Raw genomic sequence first — 17944 nt, 5'->3', positions numbered from 1 at the left:
CGCAGCGCATGGACGCCCTTTTTGGCACGCAGCGTTATTCGTCGGTCGAGACTTTGCCGACCAAGCTGCTTTCCAAGCTCCACGACGTGTACGCCATCGATGGAGTGATGCTGGTCGACCTCACCTACTATCATGCCTACCAGCCGGTATCGATCGGGATGCGGGCCAAGTTGCTCGATGGTCACACCGGTGATATTGTTTGGGCGGCCGACGAAACCTTCGACGCGTCCAACCCGGCGGTCTCCAACGCGGCCCGCAAATACTTTCAGAACCAATCAACCACTCAGTACCCGCTTCACCAGACGCAAACCGCTTTGCATAGCCCGGCACGCTTTTCGAAATACGTGGCGTTCGCGCTATTCGACACGATCCAGTGAGGCCTTTAACTTTTCTTTAAAATATTTTTAAAGTTCTTCGGGAGAGAGCCGTTTATTAACTTAACAAAAGATTAACAAACGTCCGAAGACGCACCAAACATACTGATTGTCATGAACATAAATCCACAAAACAACGCCAACCACATCTACGCTCAAAATCTTGGCAAGTCCGAGCAGAACGTGCCGGCCAAGCCAGCAGCTGAGCAAAATGCTCCGGTGGCGGATTCAGCGGATAAGTTGCAGCTCAACGCTCTCGACAAGCTACGCTCGGAACCGGAGGTTCGCCCTGAAATGGTAGCCAAAGGTAAGGAGTTGCTCAACGACCCGAATTTCCCTTCGAAGGAAATGATGCAGGAAATGGCTAAACTGATCGTGCCTTTTGCCGATGACGAATAGGTAACTGACTGGGTGCCTTACGTAGATAGGATCCCACACCGAAGTTAATCTATTTGTTGACCGACTAAATGAAATCAAACGCAGCGTCTTACAAGCGAGCGGCAATCATGTCCGCGAGTCCCGAACGGCTCATCCTCATGCTCTATGATGGCGCCCTCGCTGCGATGAAACGTGCGAAAGAAGGTTTCACGATCACGAACAACATCAAGATGCGCAACGAGACGATCAGCAACAACCTGATCAAGGCGCAGAACATCTTCGCCGAACTGCAACGCTCCCTTAAAATCGAGAAGGACGACGACTTCGCGGATCGCATGTTCAACCTTTACGATTTCTACAACGTAAAGCTCAACGAAGCCAATTTTAAGAAGATCGAAGAGCCGATCGATACGGTGATCCGTCTTTTCCAGGAGATCCGTGACGCATGGGCCGAAGCGATGGCGAAGCAGCAGCCCGCCGCGACCATGCCTGCTCCCGCTAACCTCAATGCGGGGATCGGAGGCGGAATCTCTCTGAGAGCCTAGTCGACAGTTTCCCTTTCAAACCGCGGCCAATGCCGCAAATGAGATAAGCCCAGCCTTTTTAGACGCTGGGCTTTTTCGTGCGCGAATTTTCGCTTTGCCTGTCTCGATGGGTGGATACACTGTTTCGCTTATGCCTGATCGACTTTCCAGACGCATGGTCTTGCTCGCGGCCTACGAGGACTTTACACGCCGGGAAACCGTGAGCCTGCGGGAAGAGAATTTTGAGTTGATGCTCAAGGTTCAGGACAAGAAGGCCAAGGTCATTGCTGAACTGGAGACGATTACGGACGCTCCGGCGGAAGAGGAGCGCTCCGAGTTCAAGAGCCGGATTGAAGCCTTGCTTCTGCAGGAAGCTAAGAACACGGAGATGCTCTCCGACAAGATGGCGAGCAACAGGCAGGAGCATCGTCGGCTTTCTCGCAATACGGTTTCGGCTAACAAGTTTCGAAGCGTCTACGCCGCTCCCATCGATCGCTCCGGAGTGTCCGGGACCCTGAAGGGCAAGGCGTGAACGTGTACGGGGTTTACTGATACGTGGAGCTCAGACCATATCCTAGACCGATACCTTACGGTAGGCAGTGTATTGACGATGCGGATATCGATCTTGTGGTTGAGACGTTGCGTTCCGATTTTGTGGCGCAGGGGCCGCAAGTGCAGGCCTTCGAGTCGGAGCTTTGTGAGCAGACTGGGGTCAAGTATGCGGTCGCTGTCTCGAGCGGCACGGCCGCTTTGCATCTCAGCTGTCTTGGGCTCGGGCTAGGGGTAGGCGATCTTGGACTGGTCCCCGGAATCACTTTCGCGGCGACGGCGAACTGTTTGCGCTACGTGGGAGCTGATGTGGGGTTTGTGGATGTGGATCCGCTGACTGGGCTTGTTTCTGCCAAGAGTTTTTCGAAGCGAGGGAAGGCGTTCTTCCCGGTCTCCTATTCCGGGGCGGTTCCAGATCTCGAAGGCATCTCGAAAGCCGCCGCTGGAGCGGGCGCGTTTGTGATCGAAGACGCGGCCCATAGCGTCGGAGCGACTTATGGAAGCGGTAGCAAAAGCGCGTCCTGCGAGCACACGGATGCAGCGATTCTGAGTTTTCACCCGGTGAAGCACGTTTGTGCCGGAGAAGGGGGGGCTGTTTTGACTAACGACAAGGTTTTAGCTGATCGAGTGAGGCGGTTGAGAACGCATGGGGTAGAGCAAGGGGAGAGGTGGCTCTATGATCAGACTGAGCTCGGCTTCCACTATCGGATGACGGACCTGCAAGCAGCCTTGGGGCGTAGCCAACTCGCTAAATTGCCGGACTTCGTTGAGAGACGCAGAGTTCTAGCTTCGCGCTATCAAGAGGCGTTTGACGAAGAACCGTTCGAAGGGAGAATTCGGACTGCACCCATAGATGCGGGATCGGCTGTGCATTTGTTTGTGGTGCACTTTGCGAACGAACAGGAACGAGCGAAGGCGTACGACTTTTTTCATCAGCATAACGTCCGCGTGCAAGTCCACTACCTTCCGGTGTATCGACATCGTTATTACGGGGACGACGGGCATGAGGCGATGCCTGGCTGCGAGGCGTTTTATGCGACTTGCTTGAGTTTGCCTCTGTACCCCGCTCTGGGAGATGAAGAGCAGGAGTTTGTGATCCAGTGCTTGAAGGCGTTTCTTTTGGAGAACGAAGGCTGAGTGTGAAGAGGGTCGTTTTTAAATGCGCGTTTGGTGGCGAGAATGGTTGGGGGCATGTCGTTCGTTGCTCGGCGCTCGCTGCCGCTTTTAAAAACAATGGATGGGAGACATGCTTGTGGGGGGGCGGCGATTCTGACTTGCTGCCGTCTGAAGTGCACTCGGCCTTTGTCCGACTTGATGCTTCTGGCTCTACCAAGGCAGATGTACTTTGTATCGATGAAATGTATACGGAGCAAAGCTCTTTTGACGAGTTGCTTGCTCGTTGGCGGCGGTTGAATGGCTCGGGTGTCGTGTTGGGGATTGATGATATGCAAGTCCGCAGTATGGCAGGTTTTGATCTGGTGCTGAACACGGAGATCGCGCTGCGAGAGGCGAGCTATCGCTCGCTGAAGGCTTTATTGGGCGAGCGTTACGCTTTGTTGCGCTCGGGCTTTGGAGCCCCTGAGAATACTGCTGATTTGCCGCAAATGTGGGAGGGCTCTGTTCCCGTTTTGGTGATGATCGGAGGGACCGATCCTTTTGGGTTCACCGAAAGAGTGCTGGAGGGCTTGGCGGAGATGGGGAGCGATCGCTTTTTGCCAATCGTGGTTTCAAGCGAACCTAAGGCGATGGTGGATACGCTGGCTCGGTTCCGTGCCTATCGGGTCCTGAGTCGATTGGGCTCTGCTGAAGTGGCTGCGTGGATGGGATTTTGCCGAATCGGGGTGATTGCTTGCGGGTCGACGCTCTATGAGGCGTCAGGTATGGGACTGCCTTTTGTGGGGCTGAGCGTGGTGGACAATCAGACTGCGACCGCTCGCAAGGTCAGGACGGAGTGGGGGATGCCGGTTTTGAATTGCGAAAAGGGTTCGCTCGATCCTCTCGCTCTCCAATCTGGAGTGGAAACGGTGTTGAGTAGAGCACGACGCCCGTATTCGGAAGTGGATACGAAAGGAGCTGAAAGGGTTTTTCGCGAGCTAGAGATCCTCTGTGGTTAGCGGGTGTCCGGCAGGGATGTCACGTTTCGCTGTAGATCCGAGGACGCGTTCCCAATGTTTCGGCGCGAGTCCGAGCGAGGGGCGAACGATACGTAGGTTTTGTGTGGAGAGGGTCTCGCCTTTTTTGATGTCTTCGCAGGCGTAGATTGAGCGCCGGAAGTGAGTTTGTTTTGAGTCTTGAATGCTAGAGCCGATTGCTGCGTTTCCGAGGGCGGCATGGGCTCGGCGACTTTGCGTGACGAGATCTGCGAGCTCATTGGGCTCGAGCGAGAATCCTGAGTCCACACCGCCCGCAGCTCTGGAGTCGGTAAGGTGTTTCTCGATGAGGCGAGCTCCCAAGGCGACTGATGCGACAGCGATCTCGTTGGTTAGCGTGTGGTCGGAAAGTCCAGTGGGGCAGTCGAAACGATTCGAGATGGCTTGCATCGAACGAAGGTTGAACCCTTCCGGCTCGCTTGGGTAAGCCGAGACGCATTTTAGCAGAATGATGTTTTCGGCTCCGTTGTCCTTCAGGGTGGATACGGCGTCTGTGATCTCTTTTTCGGTTGCCATTCCTGTGCTAAGCACCATCGGCTTTCGGGTTTGGGCGACCTTTTTCAGAAGGGGAAGATGCGTGAGTTCGAAGGACGATATTTTGTGGATCTGCGGAGCTAGGGATTCTTCGATGAAGTCTACAGCAGCTTCGTCGAAGGGTGTGCTGAAAATTTCGATACCTAGATCGCGGGCGTGTTTGGCGAGTGGCGCGTGCCACTCGTAGGGGGTGCAGGCTTCTCCGTAAAGTTCGTGGAGCTTTCGTCCGTCCCAGAGACCTCCTTGCACGACAAACTCGGGGCGATCGCTGTCGAGAGTGATGCTATCGGGGGTATAGGTTTGCAGTTTGACGGCATCGGCCCCGGCCTTGGCTGCAGCGGCGATGATGCTCCGGGCGGTTTCTATGTTCTGCCCGTGGTTGCCGGAGAGTTCGGCTACGATTAGAGGGGGCTGGCTTGGATCGAGGATACGTTCGATCAGTTCCATGACGGATTAGTCGATGGTTTGTTTCTGGTAGCGTTCTACGAGGGCTTGGATCTGTTCGATGCTTAGCTGGTCGGGGTTGGTCTCGCTGGAATAGCTGAAACCTTCCGGACACCGCTCGCCTTTGTGGGCTTTCTCGCCGTGGTAGTCCCAATAGGGTTGGGAGGGGTGGATGATGTACCGGTCCTTTTGCTCGGTGGTCATGCGAGCTTCGTCTTCGGGGACCATTGCCTCGTGCAGCTTTTCGCCAGGGCGGAGGCCGATCACTTTGATCTTGGCTTCAGGAGCGACTGCTTTGGCGAGGTCCTCGAGCGAGCAGCTTGGGATCTTGGGGATGAAGATTTCCCCGCCCACCATGTCCTCGAGGGAGCTGAGGGCGAAGTTGACTCCCGCTCCGAGGGTGATCACGAACCGCGTCATTTCCGGTTTGGTGATGGTGAGGGTGCCTTTTTCCCGTTGTTTGAGGAAGAGGGGAATGACGGATCCGCGGCTGCCGATGACGTTTCCGTAGCGAACTACGGAAAAGCGGGTGCCGGCTTTGCCGGAGTAGTTGTTGGCGGAGATGAAAACTTTGTCGGAGCAGAGCTTGGTGGCCCCGTAGAGGTTGATCGGGTTGACGGCTTTGTCGGTGGAGAGGGCGATGACCTTTTTGACGCCGGTGGCGATGGCCGCGTCGACCACGTTCATCGCTCCGTTGATGTTGGTCTTGATGAATTCGTGCGGATTGTACTCGGCGGCCGGTACCTGCTTGAGGGCGGCGGCGTGGATGACGTAATCGACGTCAGTCATGGCTCGGGCGAGGCGATCCTTGTCACGAACGTCTCCGAGGAAGTAGCGGATCTTTTTGTTTCCGAACGCCTTGCTGGTCGCCATGTCGTGCTGTTTCAGCTCGTCGCGGGAGAGGATGATGATTTTTGCCGGTCCGCCGTTTTTCAGGAGTTCGAGACAACAGCGCTTCCCGAAGGAGCCGGTGCCGCCAGTGATGAGGATAGTTTTGCCTTCGAGCATGCTCAGTATAAGAGGGATCAGTAGAACGGGGATTTTTGAAAAGTCGGGCCTTTCCCTTAGGCAAGGCGGCAAGCAGGAACTCTTTGAGTTTCGTTTTACAATTTATGCTTTCGTATTTGTTTCAATCCTCTTCTAAATAGCTACCTTAATAAGTCTTACGGGCGCTGAGTCTTTTCGAGACGGCCCAATCCATCCTACCACCCAACTAATTTTCGCTCCCACAATATGTCTTTGGAAAGAATTCTCATCCTTGATGATGAGCTCGTGATTCGCAAAGCCTTGGAAGAACAGCTCCGCAGAAAGCGTTTTTCCGTGTGCAGCGTGGGGACCTTGAGCGAAGCGGATGAGCACCTATCGAAGGACGAGTACGATCTGCTGTTCGTGGACGTGCATCTCCCGGACGGGAATGGAACCGAGCTATTGGAGCGGGTCTCGAGCATGCAGAACCCGCCGCTGGTGGTGATCATCACCGGTTATGGCACTGTGGAGTCCGCGGTGAAGTGTATGCAGGCGGGTGCGTTCGACTACATTATCAAGCCTTTCTCGTCCTCGCAGATCGACGTTCTGATCAAGAAGGCTCGGGATTATCGCCAGCTGGTGAAGGTAAACCAGTTCTTGGCCAGCGAGTCGACCGAGAGTGGGGAGCTGATTGGCAAGAGTGGCTTTATCAATCAGCTAAAGGACGTTATCCGCAAGGTGGCCCCAACGGAGGCGACCGTGCTCATCTGCGGCGAAAATGGAACCGGTAAGGAGTTGGTAGCCAACGAGCTTTACCGCTGTAGCGCCAGAAAGGCGGCGCCCTTCATTCGGGTGAACTGTGCGGCGATTTCCGAGTCTCTCATCGAGAGCGAGTTTTTTGGCCATGAAAAAGGGGCCTACACCGGGGCGACTCAGCGTCGCGAGGGGAGATTCGAGCTCGCGGACGGCGGGACGATCCTGCTGGACGAAATCAGCGAGATCTCGCCGAAGGTGCAGGCCAAGCTTCTCCGCGTGTTGCAAGAGCGTGAATTTGAGCGTGTCGGCGGCAACAAGACGATAAAGGTGGATGTGCGTGTGATCGCCACCACCAACCGCAATCTTGCCCAGAGCGTGGAGCGCGGCCAGTTCCGTCAGGACTTGTATTATCGCTTGAACGTTTTTCCCATCCAGGTCCCGCCGCTGCGTGACCGCGACGGAGATGTGGTCTTGCTTGCCAAGAATTTCGCGCAGAAGTTTGCCCGTAAGCATGGCAAGCAGATCAAGGGCTTTGCTCCCGATGCGGTTACCTCGCTCGAACGCCATCCTTGGCCTGGCAACGTGCGCGAGCTCCAAAACACGGTGGAGCGAGCTGTGATTCTCGCTGAGTCCGGGCAACCGATCGCTCAAGCCCACCTTGGTCTTTTCGCGATGCCGACAAATCTTTCCGCTCCGCCGGTGGCTCACGCCTATGGGCATGCGGAGCCTGCAGCGCCCGCCTACGGGGGAGGTTATCCGCCTCCGGTGCAACCGCCTCCGCACGGAGGGGGGTATTACGATTCTCCGCCCCCAGCTTTCCCTCAGCAGCCTGCTCCTCCCGTTGCCGCTGAGGCTCCCGCTGCTCAACCAGCCGCAGTGGAACCGGTGAGTGATGGGGCAGTGGCTGCGGACGAGACGCCGCTTCCGCTGGAGGAAATCGAGAAGAAGCACATCCTCGCGACTTTAGAGACGACTGAAGGCAATCGTACGCAGGCGGCCAAGCTGCTCGGAATCAGCATCCGCACTTTGCGAAACAAGATTTCCGCCTACCGTAGTGACGGGGAGTATATTCCGGGCGAAGAGTAGGTCCAGGATAGGGCGCGTCTTTAAATTAGCTCTTTGCTGGTCCGAGCCCAAATCGAAGCAGTGCAAGGCTACCAAGGCTTTGCGACACAAGTGTCGGATGGATTTGGCGGACGCCGTGACCTTCGACTTGGGCCGAATCGCTTCGCGACAGGTCCCATTTTTCCAGGAACTGCGTTAGCCAAATGGGACAGGGCCTCTGCCCAGCCACCATTTGGCCGCCTTGTTCACCAGAAAAAAGCCCCAGCTCTCGATGCACGCAGTTTCATGTCGAACGTTCGACATGAAACTGCGCAAACACTCTATACAGTTGCCAAAAAAATGGAGTGCCTGCCAGCTTTGAGCTCATTGAAAGAGTAGCGCTCAAGTTAGCTCGGGGGGAACCCCGAAAGTGAGTCCGGTTCCGTGCCGAATATGAGCAGTTGAGGCTAGCTCGTCGGCTGGTTTTTGGGAGTTGAAGCAAGCGATGCGGTATCTTGCTCAAGGCGTCGACGGGATTGCCTGAGCAAAACTACTCTTTTTTTACAATTTCGGGCCCATTTTGTTCCTAAACCTTTTGGAGTGCGGAACGATATATATTGAGGACTACAGAATCCCGATTCCCATGCAGCAGACATTCCCCATCACAGAAGTAGAGCTCGAAGCTCTCGCCAAGAACTCGATCGATAGTGTCTTCAGCACCATGCTCGATCGCTCCGCTAGTATAAAGCAGGTCATCAAGGTCGAGGAAGACACGAACACGGAAGGGATGCAGCTCCCAGTCGACGCCAACACCCCGATGATAGCGGGCACCGTTGGCTTCCTTGGTAACCTTACTGGAATCATCTACATTTTTATGGAGCTGCCTCTCGCTGTGGAAGCGACCTGCAAGCTCCTCGATATGGAAGCTCATGAAATTAGCGACGACGACCACGAGTTGGTTAACGACGCGATCGGTGAGCTCACCAACATGATCGTCGGCACCTTCAAGAACGATCTTAGCAACAAAGGCTATGAGTGTCGTATGACGATCCCATCAATTCTTCGCGGTTCGAACTTTTCCATAGAGCCTGCAGAAGTAGCCATGAGGCGAATTTACAAGTTCGATTGCGACGGTCGCTCCTTCGTCATCGACGTCCTAATGAAAGAAGAAAACTGATCTCCCACCATGCGTTTAAAAATCCTCACAGTAGACGACTCAAAAACCGTCCGAATCATCGTGAAGAAGTCCTTCAAGGGCTTCGATTGCGAAATCCATGAAGCGCAGAATGGTGTCGAAGGCCTCGCGATGGCCGCGAAGGTTAACCCCGACATCATCCTGCTCGACATCACCATGCCTGTCATGGATGGCGTCGAAATGTTGACCAAGCTCAAGTCCGACCCGCAACTCAAGGGAATCCCCGTTATCATGCTCACAGCGGAAGCTGGACGTGAAAACGTGATGAAGATCGCTAAGATCGGTGTCCGTGACTACATCGTAAAACCTTTCAAGGAAGACGTGCTCGTAGACAAGGTGAGCCGTGTCGTTGATCTCCGTCCAGCTGGCGAAGCCGAGCCGGTCCAAAAGAAGATCGACGATCCGATCGACATCCTCGTTGTCGACGACAAGCCAGCGATTATCCAGCAGATCAAGGATGGTTTTGGCCACACTCCATGGAATGTGCACGGTGTTGCTTCAACTGGTGAGGCAATCGACTTCTGTCAAAAGAAGCTGCCGGACTGTATCATCATCAGTCTTTCGCTATCTGAAGACGCGGCGATTACACTTTTCCGGATCATTCGTTCCAATGCGAAGACCAAATACGTTCCGCTCTTTGGACTGTCCGTTAAGACAGCAGTGGAAGAACAAGCTCGTGCTCAGCAGGCTGGTTTCAGCACGATCATTCACAAGCCAATCGATTTTGAAGATCTCGAGACAAAGATCGGCAAGGCAGTCAATCTTGACGCTTCCGGCAAGTACTTCGACATGGGCGAAGGCTTCATGACTGTGAAGCTGCCAAAGAGCTGTAACGCTGCTGTGGTGAATGAAGTCAGCACTTACCTTAAGAGCAAGACGAGCGAGGCGGTTAACGCGGGAATTTCGAAGATCATCTTCGATGCTCAAGGCGTGGCTTCTCTCAACATGGATCTGATCAAGCTTCTGCTTCACTCCATGAAGACCTGTCGCGATCTGAGCCTCAAGTATGCTTTGACCGGTAACGACGTGGTTATCGAAGAGAGTAAGAAGTTCGAAGAGTCCAAGGACTGGAAGTTCTGCGACTCGCTCGAGACCGCAAAGGCTTCTATCTAGAATCAGTTTTCAAAACGAGGAGATCTCGTTTTCTTTCACTCGAAACCCGCGATCGGCCGATCGCGGGTTTCTTGTGTATAAAGACGTAGCGCGGTGCTTTATTTCTTCTGCTGTTTCTTGCCCCAGCTGTCGCGGAGGCCGACAGAGCGATTGAAGACGAGCTTTCCGTCTTCGCTTTCCGTATCCAGAATGTAGTAGCCTTTGCGTTCGAATTGGAAAGGTTCGCCCGCAGTTGCATTTGCGAGTTCAGGTTCGCCGTAGACTTTGAGGACGTTCTTCGAATCTGGATTGAGATTATCGATGAAGGTCTGGCCTTCTTCGACCTCGTTCGGGTTCGTCTTAGTGAAGAGTTGCTCGTAGTGGCGTGCTTCGATCTCGACGTTCTCGGTAGCGCTCACCCAGTGGATTGTTCCTTTGACCTTTCGACCATCAGGTGTGGAGCCGCCTCGAGATTCAGGATCGAAGGTGGCGCGGAGCTCTACGATGTTGCCTTCGTCATCCTTGATCACATCTGTGCAGGTGATGTAGCAAGCGTAGCGAAGACGCACTTCGCGACCTGGTCCGAGACGGAAGAACTTGCGTGGAGGGTCTTCCATGAAGTCGTCGCGCTCGATGTAGATTTCCTTGGTGAGCGGTACCTTACGTTTACCGCGGGCTTCGTCTGCGGGATGGTTCGGTCCTTCGTACCATTCGGTTTCTTCAGGGAAGTTTTCGATGACTACCTTGAGCGGGTCGAGTACAGCCATGCGGCGAGTCGCCTTGCCTTCTAGGTCTTGACGGAGGCAGTATTCGAGAAGCGCATACTCGTTGACACGTTCTCGTTTTGCGACTCCGGCACGTTCGCAAAATTCTTTGAGAGCTTCTGGCGTGTAACCGCGGCGACGGAGCCCAGCAATGGTTGGCATGCGTGGATCATCCCAACCGTCAACGTGATTGTCGTTTACCAGCTGAAGGAGCTTACGCTTGCTGGTGATGATGTATTCAACGTTCAAGCGCGCGAACTCGATCTGGCGAGGCGTGTGCGGAACGGGAAGGTTCTCGATGAACCAGTTGTAGAGTGGGCGGTGGTATTCGAACTCGAGCGAGCAAAGCGAGTGGGTTATGCCTTCGATCGCGTCGCTTTGGCCATGGGTGAAATCGTAGGAAGGGTAGATCTTCCACTTGTCTCCTGTGCGATGGTGTTCCGCCTTGAGGATGCGGTAGAGGACCGGATCGCGCATGTTCATATTGGGGTGAGCCATGTCGATCTTGGCACGCAGTACCTTAGCTCCCTCGTCGAACTCGCCGGCAGCCATCTTTTCGAAGAGCTCGAGGTTCTCCTCTGGCGCGCGGTCGCGGTAAGGGGAGTTTTTTCCTGGCTCGGTCAAGGTGCCGCGGTACTCGCGCATCTCATCGGGAGTGAGGTCGTCGACGTAGGCTTTGCCTTCATTGATCATGCCTTTGGCCCAATCGAAAAGCTGCTCGAAGTAGTCGGAGGCGAAGAAAAGGTTTTCGCCCCAATCCGCGCCGAGCCAGCGGAGGTCTTCCTTGATAGCGTCGACGTATTCGGTGTCCTCCTTTTCAGGGTTGGTGTCGTCGAAGCGGAGGTGGAACTTGCCCTTGTAGTCTTGAGCGATGCCGTAGGAGACGCCGATCGCGAAGGCGTGCCCGATGTGTAGGTAGCCGTTTGGCTCGGGCGGGAAACGTGTTACGATTTGGCTGTGTTTGCCGGCGGCAAGTTCTTCGTCGATAAAATCGCGAATGAAGTTCGATGGCTTTTCTTCTTCGGTCATTGGGAAAGGGTGATAGGGGATTAGGCCTTAGGCGTTTAGGGACGCGGCTAGCTTTTTGAGACGGGAGACTACGCGATCGCGGCCGAGGGTTTCGAGCATGGGCAAGAGGTCTGGTCCGCCGCCAACTCCGCTGACTGCGAAGCGTAGGAGTGGGAACCAGGCGAAGATCTTGAGCTCCTTCTCGTCGGCAAGAGCTTGGATTGCGGTTTCGATGGAAGCGGCGTCGAAGGTTTCGAGGCCTTCCAAAGCTGGTATGGCTTCTTGGATACGCTCCGCGGCGTCGGCGCGTTTGAGCAGCTTCTTCTCTGTTTTTGGATCGACGGTGTAGTCGTCGGAGAAGAAGTAAGCTGAGAATGAGGGCAGGGCTTCGAAACTGTCGATCTTCTGCTGGCAAAGCTCGAGCACGCGCTTGAGGTAGTCTTGGTCGGTGCTGTCGTCGACGAGGCCTGCTTTGCTGAGAGCGCTGATGGCGGGAGGCAAGTACTTGTCAGCCGGGAGGCGCTTCATGTGTTCGAAGTTGATGTGTGACATCTTCTTCTCGTCGAAGCGGGCGCCGGCCTTTTGCAGATCCTTGAGATCGAAGCGTTCGATAAGCTCATCGATGGAGAGCACTTCCTGGTCGTCCTTGGGGGACCAGCCGAGCAGGGCGATGAAGTTGACCACCGCTTCTGGTAGGAAATCGCGATTCTGGTATTCTTCGATGAGGGCGCCCTTGTCGCGCTTGGACATCTTGCCTTTTCCGACCTTTGGGTCCTTGAGGATCATAGCCATGTGGGCGTAGACGGGTGGCTTCACGCCGAACGCTTTGAAGAGCTCAACGTGCTTGGAAGTGTTCGGCAAGTGGTCTTCACCACGCAGCACGTGGGTGATGCCCATGGTGATATCGTCCACTACGTTTACGAAGTGGAAAGAGGGATCGCCGTTGGAACGCACGATGACGAAATCGCGTTCTTCGCGGCGGGTGACGTTGCCGCGGATGATGTCTTCGATGACGACGGGCTGGGTCTTCACCTTTTCGACGTCCGCTTTGTGGTAGTCGTCGTACTCGGTGTAGCGTTCACCTTCTAGTTTAAAGAAGATGGCGCCGTCTTTCTCGTAAGCCCGGCCCGCGTCTTTGAGCTTTTGCAGGTACTCTTGGTAGATGTCGCCACGTTGGCTCTGAAAATAGGGGCCGACTTCGCCGCCTACTTCTGGGCCTTCGTCCCAGTTGAGACCGAGCCACTTTAGGCCGTTGAGCAATTCTTGGAGGGCGGCGTCCGTGTTGCGTTCCTTGTCGGTGTCTTCGATGCGAAGCACCAGCTTGCCGCCGGTTTTGCGTGCGTACAGCCAGTTGAAAAGGGCTGTGCGAGCGGTGCCGATGTGAGTGGAGCCTGTGGGGCTCGGGGCGAATCTTACGCGTACCTGTGACATAAAGCGCGGTACAGTTAGCCCAAAGGCTTCTCGAATCAAGCTCTGGCTTGAATGGAAGTGGCTAGGGGCGTTGTCGGGGGAGACTTAGCCCTAGGAAGTGCCTAACGGATGGGATTGCTCGCTTGGCCTAGCCGTTGTCGGGCAGCGCTTAAGAGGCGAGTAGCACTACTCAGCGACCCGTGAAGGGGAAGCTCCGAAAGCCCTAGAAAAGACAACTTTTCGCTCAATCCGCTCAAATCGGGACTCCCTAGATGCCGATAGTAGAGGGGCATATATCCATATTCCTTGGTTCGACTTGCTTGTGGCGAAAACTGCGAGAACGAGCCGGATCAAAAATACATTATCTACTTATGAAACACGTCGTTAGCAAACTAAGCACCTTTTTCGCAGTCGCCTCGGTAGCGGCCTTGCAGTCGTCATTCGCGGACGTGGATGGCGAAATCACTGAAAACAACCTCGAAACTGGAGCCTTCACCATCGCAGTCGATGCGGATGCGGAGGTCGTCGTAGGTGAACAGATCGTTGCCCTGAGCGAAGTAGAGGGCGAGCAGGTCGAAGTGGCCACTGGAGAAGTCCTCGAAGTGGGCGATGGCTCGATCACCGCAATGTTCGATTCCGAGGATGTGGCTGTAGGAATGGCCGCCTTGGTTAAACAATTCGCTCCGGAACACGAAGCTGACCACCTTTCGGCTATCCCTGATGACGAATTCGCAGTGGTAGACTCAGTCGCCGACGCGAACCTCGACGCTCCTGCGGCTGCTAAGGCTTGCCGTGACGCGATCGCTGAATACCCGAAGGAGTCTCGCTTCTATGCTCAGCTCGGTCGCGCTCTGGAAGTGGACGGCAAGCCTGCAAGCGCGATTCTCCAGTACGAGAAGGCGCTCTCTATCCGCCCTGACTATCCGGTCGCTCTGCACAATCTCGCTAAGCTCCGCTTCTACGGCCCGGAGGAGCTCCGTAATTTCGAAACCGCTCGCAAGCACTTCCTGCGTGCCGCCGAGTTGGGTTATGCAGCTTCGCTTCCTGTGATCGGAACCATGTTGCGTGACGCGATGGGTGGCGATCGGGACTTCGCTGCTGCTGCCGGTTGGTTCGCCCTCGCTGCGGAGCAAAGCAATCCTTTCTCTCAAAACGCTTTGGCTGAATGCTACGAAAACGGTTGGGGCATCGACCAGGACATCAGCAAGGCCCTGCTTTGGTACCGCAGTTCTGCCGAGCTCGGCTACGTACCGGCTTACCGCAACCTTGGCCGTGTCTTCAAGGAAGGTATTGGCGTGACTGCCAATGACCGGAAGGCATTCGACTGGTACTCTCGCGCTGCCGAAAAGGACGACGTCGAGTCTCAGTACCGCGTGGGTCAGGCCTTCCTTTCTGGCAAGGGTGTTGTCCACAGCGAAGAGTACGGCATCGAGTGGCTCAGCAAGGCGGCTGATTCAGGTCACGCCCAGGCGATGCGTGCGATCGCGGCTCACTATTATGCGACTGGTGATTCCAAGAACGGTGGTCTAGACCTCGCCGCGGCCTGGTACAAGAAGGCTGCTTCCAATGGCGACATGGTTGCCCAGTTCAATCTCGGTTCCATGTACGAGAAGGGCGAGGGCATCAGCCGCGACAAGAATTCCGCTATCAACTGGTACCGCCAGGCAGCTCGCCAAGGGCACAGCGATTCTCAGAAGCGCCTCGTGAAGCTGAAGGCTGACTGGTAAGCGAATCAATTTTTGGCGAGCTGGTAACTCGCCGCAAGAGATACAGGATCTCTATTCAAATAGGGGAGTCGGCATGTGGGAGCCGGCTCCCTTTTTGCGTTTTCCCGTAGCTCGGTGCTTCAGTCCGCGACCACTGGGAATGGATCTTGCAATGCTGACGCGAGCTAAAGCACGCGCTACCTCTCTTACTCTGGAACTTCGTTCCCTTTTTTGCAGACGCCGGTGGCTTTGAGTTCCTCGCAGGAGGCAGTGACTTGCAGGCGTTGGCTGATAGGGGTGAGTCCTAGCTTTCCGGATACGCTGTTGCCGTACCATTGGAGAAAGGGGGCGCTGATCTCGAAGATCTTTTGGCAATCGTTGCAGATGACTTGGGCCTTGTGAGGATCTTCCTCGGTGTTGGGCATGTAGTACATCGTGCTGGAGCCGATATCGACTTCGCGAACGAGGTGGCCTTCTACCAGAATCGGGAGAGAGCGGTAGACGGTTGCGCGTGAGACGGTGCGGTCGATTTCGCGAGCCTTGTCTAGCAATTCTTCGGCTGTGAAGTGCGAAGTCTCTTTGAAAACCGCTTCGAAGATCGCCATGCGCTGGCCGGTCATGCGCAAGTTGTGCTTTACCAAGTAGCTTTTGAACTTTTCTCTGCAGTCGTCGATCGTCACGTGCCCGAATCTCAATACATTCTCAATAACTGTCAACCGATAAGGAGCCCGCTTTTCGTGCTCCCATGAGCTTGGATGCCACAGTCGTTTGCGTCTGGCTGATGTCCGGTTTTGATCGGCCATTGCACTATCGCCTGCCTTCTTCGATGGAGGAGCAGGCGGAGCCTGGGTCCTTGGTGAGGGTGCCGCTCGGACGTCGACAGACCATCGGTTTGGTGGTGGAGAAGGACTGCGAGCCGGACTTGCCATTGATGCAGCTGAAGTTGGTTCTCGAGCTGGTTTATCCTGTGCCGGTTATGACGCCTGCCCTGTTAAGGCTTGGCTCTTGGCTTCGTCAGTATTACGGGGCGAGTATCCAAAATGTATTGGAAACCATGATACCTGGCCCGGTTCGACAGGGGATGAAGGCGAAACAGGAGAAGTATGTGTCGGCTGTGAAGTCTGTGGAGTCCGAGGTGCTTGCCGCCCTTGAGAAGAAGGCTCCGAAGCAGTTTGAGCTCTATCAGTTTATCGCGGGCCAGTTCCGTCCTCAAAAGAAAAGCCTGGTTTTGAGTAGGCTTTCCGCTTCGCCAGCCGCTTACACCGGACTGCTGAAAAAAGGGCTGATCTTGGAGGAAGCCCGCAAGGTCGAGCGTGTCGCTTATGACGACGAACTGGGCGATGTCGAATACGCGACCAAGCAGGAAATCGTCTTGAACGAAGAACAAGCCGCTTGCTACGAGAGTATCGCGGAAAGTGTGCGTGCTGGGAAATTCACTACGCATCTCTTGTATGGCGTGACCGGTTCTGGAAAGACGGAGGTCTATATCGCGGCGATGGAGGAGGCCTTGAAGGCGGGCAAGAGCGTGCTCTTTCTAGTGCCGGAGGTTGCGCTGACTCCGCAAACGGTAGGGCGTCTCCGTTCCCGGTTTACCGAGCATAAGGATGCTCATGCGGTGGTGTGGCATAGTAGCCTTTCTGACGGAGAGAGATTGGATGCTTGGATGGCTTTGGCTAACGGGACGGCTCGCGTCGTGGTGGGGGCTCGATCTGCAGTGTTTGCTCCTCTTAGAAATTTGGGACTGGTGATCGTGGACGAGGAGCATGAGCCTGCGTTTAAGCAGGACGAGACGCCTCGTTACCACGGTCGGGATGTCGCGGTGTATCGGTCTTTTTTGGAGAATGTCGTTTGTGTTCTAGGTAGCGCGACGCCTTCGCTTGAGAGCTATCGCAACGTTAAGCGCGGAAAGTACAAATTGGATACACTGACCAAGCGCATCGACGATCGGGAGCTTCCGATGATGCACGTGGTGGATATGCGGATCGAGATGATGCGTACTCGAAAACCGGTTACGATTTCGACTCTGTTAGCGGAGAAATTGCGGGACCGGTGGGAGAAGGGGGAACAGAGTATTCTTTTCATCAATCGCCGCGGCTATAACTCCACTATGCTTTGTACCGAGTGCGGGCATGTGGAGGAGTGTAAGCATTGCAGTGTGCCGATGACTTTTCACCGGAGCGACAATACCCTCAAATGCCACTTGTGTGGGCATGAGGCGGATCCGCCGTGGAAGTGCCCGGAATGCAACAGCGGAGCGATTCGTGGCAAAGGGAGCGGCACTCAGCGGATCGAGGATGTGGTGAAGAGTATCTTGCCGCGGGCGAACGTGGTGCGAATCGACACGGACACGATGGGAAAGAAGCATCTGTTTCGCGAAATTCTTGGGGACTTTCGCAAGGGCAAGATCGATTTGCTAGTCGGTACTCAGATGATCGCCAAGGGGCTGGACTTTCCGAACGTGACCTTGGTGGGGATGGTCGATGCGGACTTGTCTTTGCACGTGCCTGATTTCCGGGCCAATGAACGCACTTTCCAACTCCTCGTTCAGGTGTCTGGCCGGGCGGGACGAGGGGATCTCGCCGGAGAAGTGGTGGTGCAGACTTTCACGCCTCATGCGGAGCCGATCCAATTCGCGCGGCGAGGCGAAGTGGACGCGTTTCTCGAGGTGGAGATCGAGTCGCGTGAGCAGTTCCAATACCCTCCTTTTCGCCACTTAGTTCGACAAGTTTTCCGAAGTCGAAACGCTGACAAGGCAGTTTTTTTCGCAGAGCAGTTCGCCCGGAAGGTCGAAGCTCGCATGGCGGGCAAGATCGAGATGCGTGGGCCGACGCCGTGCGCGGTAGAGAAGATGAAGGACCAGTATCGTTTTCATATCTGGTACTTTACGCAGAATGTGAGTGGCCTGATGCGAGAGCTCAAAGCTGTCGAAGCCGAGGTCCCGCTTCCCAAAGACGTGGTGCAAATCTTCGATGTCGACCCCATGTCGGTGAGCTAACAAAGCCGTTTCCCGTCCCGTCCTTTTCCCTCAAAACGAAGCCTACCCCGGCTTG

Annotated in this window: 16 protein-coding genes; 11 read left to right on the top strand and 5 right to left on the bottom strand. The window is 55.2% G+C overall.

Going from position 1 to position 17944, the window contains the following annotated elements; genetic code table 11:
• The 6 genes from JIN87_RS26510 to JIN87_RS26485 form a co-directional block, all read left to right on the top strand.
• A partial coding sequence (locus JIN87_RS26510; RefSeq protein WP_234033638.1) for a hypothetical protein occupies nt 1–377 on the top strand: 377 nt, incomplete at its 5' end.
• Between the two features lie 111 nt (nt 378–488).
• Nucleotides 489–773 (top strand): hypothetical protein, encoded by a 285-nt coding sequence (locus JIN87_RS26505; protein ID WP_200359465.1) that lies wholly within the window; start codon nt 489–491, stop codon nt 771–773.
• Between the two features lie 68 nt (nt 774–841).
• Nucleotides 842–1297: a flagellar export chaperone FliS gene (fliS, locus tag JIN87_RS26500; protein WP_200359463.1), complete on the top strand. Its 456-nt coding sequence runs from the start codon at nt 842–844 to the stop codon at nt 1295–1297.
• Between the two features lie 130 nt (nt 1298–1427).
• A complete protein-coding gene (locus JIN87_RS26495; RefSeq protein ID WP_200359461.1) occupies nt 1428–1808 on the top strand; it encodes a hypothetical protein in 381 nt (126 codons plus the stop codon).
• Between the two features lie 23 nt (nt 1809–1831).
• On the top strand, nt 1832–2962 hold the full coding sequence (locus JIN87_RS26490) for a DegT/DnrJ/EryC1/StrS family aminotransferase (protein ID WP_200359459.1): 1131 nt from the start codon (nt 1832–1834) through the stop codon (nt 2960–2962).
• 2 nt (nt 2963–2964) lie between these two features.
• Nucleotides 2965–3939 carry a hypothetical protein gene (locus JIN87_RS26485; RefSeq protein ID WP_200359457.1) on the top strand — a complete coding sequence of 325 codons (975 nt, stop codon included), beginning with the start codon at nt 2965–2967 and terminating at the stop codon, nt 3937–3939.
• Here JIN87_RS26485 and pseI read toward each other — a convergent pair.
• Nucleotides 3919–4956, bottom strand: coding sequence for a pseudaminic acid synthase (gene pseI / locus JIN87_RS26480; protein ID WP_200359455.1), 1038 nt, complete (start codon nt 4954–4956; stop codon nt 3919–3921). The genes JIN87_RS26485 and pseI overlap by 21 nt on opposite strands.
• Before the next feature lie 6 nt (nt 4957–4962).
• Nucleotides 4963–5961 (bottom strand): UDP-N-acetylglucosamine 4,6-dehydratase (inverting), encoded by a 999-nt coding sequence (gene pseB, locus JIN87_RS26475; RefSeq protein WP_200359453.1) that lies wholly within the window; start codon nt 5959–5961, stop codon nt 4963–4965.
• Between the two features lie 225 nt (nt 5962–6186).
• On the opposite strand from pseB, the gene JIN87_RS26470 reads away from it, so the two are divergent.
• The 3 genes from JIN87_RS26470 (at nt 6187) to JIN87_RS26460 (ending at nt 10027) form a co-directional block, all read left to right on the top strand.
• Nucleotides 6187–7761 (top strand): sigma-54-dependent transcriptional regulator, encoded by a 1575-nt coding sequence (locus JIN87_RS26470; RefSeq protein WP_200359442.1) that lies wholly within the window; start codon nt 6187–6189, stop codon nt 7759–7761.
• A gap of 601 nt (nt 7762–8362) precedes the next feature.
• Nucleotides 8363–8896, top strand: coding sequence for a chemotaxis protein CheX (locus JIN87_RS26465; RefSeq protein ID WP_200359440.1), 534 nt, complete (start codon nt 8363–8365; stop codon nt 8894–8896).
• 9 nt (nt 8897–8905) lie between these two features.
• Complete coding sequence (locus tag JIN87_RS26460) at nt 8906–10027, top strand: response regulator (protein ID WP_200359437.1); 1122 nt, start codon at nt 8906–8908, stop codon at nt 10025–10027.
• Nucleotides 10028–10125: 98 nt separating this feature from the next.
• Here JIN87_RS26460 and JIN87_RS26455 read toward each other — a convergent pair whose 3' ends face one another.
• Nucleotides 10126–11799, bottom strand: a complete 1674-nt coding sequence (locus JIN87_RS26455; RefSeq protein WP_200359435.1) for a glutamine--tRNA ligase/YqeY domain fusion protein — start codon at nt 11797–11799, stop codon at nt 10126–10128.
• A gap of 27 nt (nt 11800–11826) precedes the next feature.
• Nucleotides 11827–13209 carry a glutamate--tRNA ligase gene (locus JIN87_RS26450; RefSeq protein ID WP_200359433.1) on the bottom strand — a complete coding sequence of 461 codons (1383 nt, stop codon included), beginning with the start codon at nt 13207–13209 and terminating at the stop codon, nt 11827–11829.
• A gap of 350 nt (nt 13210–13559) precedes the next feature.
• On the opposite strand from JIN87_RS26450, the gene JIN87_RS26445 reads away from it, so the two are divergent.
• Complete coding sequence (locus JIN87_RS26445; protein WP_200359431.1) at nt 13560–14915, top strand: tetratricopeptide repeat protein; 1356 nt, start codon at nt 13560–13562, stop codon at nt 14913–14915.
• Between the two features lie 185 nt (nt 14916–15100).
• Here the strand turns inward: JIN87_RS26445 and JIN87_RS26440 are convergent, their stop codons facing one another.
• A complete protein-coding gene (locus tag JIN87_RS26440) occupies nt 15101–15589 on the bottom strand; it encodes a Fur family transcriptional regulator (protein WP_234033637.1) in 489 nt (162 codons plus the stop codon).
• A 50-nt stretch (nt 15590–15639) separates the two neighbouring features.
• On the opposite strand from JIN87_RS26440, the gene priA reads away from it, so the two are divergent.
• On the top strand, nt 15640–17889 hold the full coding sequence (priA, locus tag JIN87_RS26435; RefSeq protein ID WP_200359427.1) for a replication restart helicase PriA: 2250 nt from the start codon (nt 15640–15642) through the stop codon (nt 17887–17889).
• Nucleotides 17890–17944 lie beyond the last annotated feature (55 nt).

Source organism: Pelagicoccus mobilis (assembly GCF_016595505.1).
GTDB lineage: Bacteria > Verrucomicrobiota > Verrucomicrobiia > Opitutales > Opitutaceae > Pelagicoccus > Pelagicoccus mobilis.
This window is presented reverse-complemented; position numbering and strand designations above follow the sequence as displayed.